We start from the raw sequence: 1,910 nt of genomic DNA, 5'->3' as shown, positions 1-1,910 counted from the left end.
GTGCTCGCCGGCACCTCGGCCGGCTCGGTCACCTACTGTACCTCCCACGCGCCGGCCTCGATCAACTTCATCACGCTGCCGCTTCTCACCGCCGCGGCCTGCGTGTTGGCCCAAGGCGGCGTCGAGAACGACGTGCTGGGCTTCACCATCCTGCTGTTCCTCGGCGGCATGATCAGAGGCGCGCTTCTGGGGCAATCCCGCTTCCGCGAGACGAGCCGCCTCAAATACGAGGCGCGCGAGTTCGCCGCCGAGATGGAACGCAACTCCAGGCGCGATCCGCTGACGGGCCTGCTCAACCGCTCCGGGCTGGAGCAGGCAATCGCCGGCCTCGGCGTTTCCGACGGCCCGTTCGTGGCCATGCTGATCGACCTCGACGGCTTCAAATCCGTCAACGACACCTATGGCCACACCATCGGCGACGGCCTGCTGGTCAAGGTTGCGCGCCGGATCGAGGACCACGCTCCGCAAGGCGCCACGATCGCGCGCATCGGCGGCGACGAGTTCGTGCTGCTCTTCTCCGCCTGCAGGTCGCCGCAACCGGCCGGCGAGCTTGGGTCAAGCATCATCGCGGCCATCGCCAATCCGGACCCGGAGCTGAACTCGGTGCGCGTCGGCGCCTCGATCGGCATCTATCAGGCGGACAAGCCGCAATTGACGGAAATGCTGCTCAAGGCCGATTTCGCGCTCTATGCGGCCAAGCGCGGCGGCAGGAACGAATACTGCCTGTTCGACGCGGATCTCGACGCCGCGCTGGAACGCAGGAACCGCATCGAGCGCGATCTGCGTGGCGCGATCGAGTCGGGCGCGCTCTGCTGCTGGTTCCAGCCGCTGGTGCGGCTCGACACCAGCGCGGTGGTCGGCTTCGAGGCGCTGCTGCGCTGGCAGCACGAGGTCCATGGCGCCATCTCGCCGCCCGAGATCGTCACCGCCGCACGCGAGACCGGCCTGCTTTCGCTGCTGACCGAAACGGTGTTCCTCAATTGCTGCGCCATGATCGCAGAGCTGGTGCGGCAGGGTCGGCCGGATGTGCGGGTGGCGATGAACCTTTCACCGCGCGAGCTCGAGGCCGGCAATGTCGATGACATGATCCTCGACGGGCTGAGGGCGAAGAACGTGCCGGCCGCGATGCTCGAGATCGAGATCACCGAGGAAGCGCCGGTCGACCGCGACCGGGTCGGCCAAAAGGTCGGGCGCCTGGCGGATGCCGGCATATCGATCGTTCTCGACGATTTCGGCACCGGTTTCTCGACCCTGGTGTCGCTGAAGGACAGCCGCATCCGCAAGATCAAGATCGACAAGGATTTCGTGCGCGACCTGGCGAAATCCGTGGAGGACCAGGCCGTGGTCGAGGCGGTGATCGGCCTTGGCCGCACGCTCGGCATCGAAGTGATGGCCGAGGGCGTCGAAACCGATGCCGACCGCATGATCCTGCGCTCGCTGGGCTGCATGATCGCGCAAGGCTATCTGTTCTCGTCAGCACTGCCGATGCGCGACGCGCTCGCCTTCGACGCGGCTGCCGCTGAGGTTATTTTCGAGCCGTTGCGCAATCCCCGCAGCGGCAACGCCGCCTGACAAAGGCGGGGAGAGGCACTCTTCGTAGTTCGGCTGGCAAGGATCGGCGACAGGGCAGGGGTTAGCCGACGTGGAGGGGCGGTGGAAAGCGCTCCGATGTCGTGCGTAATCGGATAGGGCGCTCCCCTCTCCGTCTCGGCGCTGCGCGCCGAGCCACCTCTCCCCCATTTCATGGGGGCGAGGAAGCGCCAATCGCGAACGGGCGCGGCCTCGGCCTGGGTTCCTCTCCCCCGCGTTGCGTGTACAGACTGGGGAGATGGTGGACAGGCGTTCGGAGACATCGTGGACACTTCCCGATCCTTGGATCGGGAGGGATGGAATGCCGTTCTACGAGGTGT

General features: G+C 66.4%; 1 protein-coding gene. It reads left to right on the top strand.

Annotation, left to right across the window (positions count from 1 at the left end):
* On the top strand, positions 1-1,572 hold a 1,572-nt coding region (locus EOA23_RS34250; RefSeq protein WP_127307274.1), incomplete at its 5' end, for an EAL domain-containing protein.
* Positions 1,573-1,910: the final 338 nt, after the last annotated feature.

Origin of the sequence: Mesorhizobium sp. M2A.F.Ca.ET.042.01.1.1 (assembly GCF_003997405.1) — a bacterium.
Lineage (GTDB): Bacteria > Pseudomonadota > Alphaproteobacteria > Rhizobiales > Rhizobiaceae > Mesorhizobium.
Note: the sequence above shows the minus strand (reverse complement) of the source record. Positions and strands in the feature narration are given on the sequence as shown.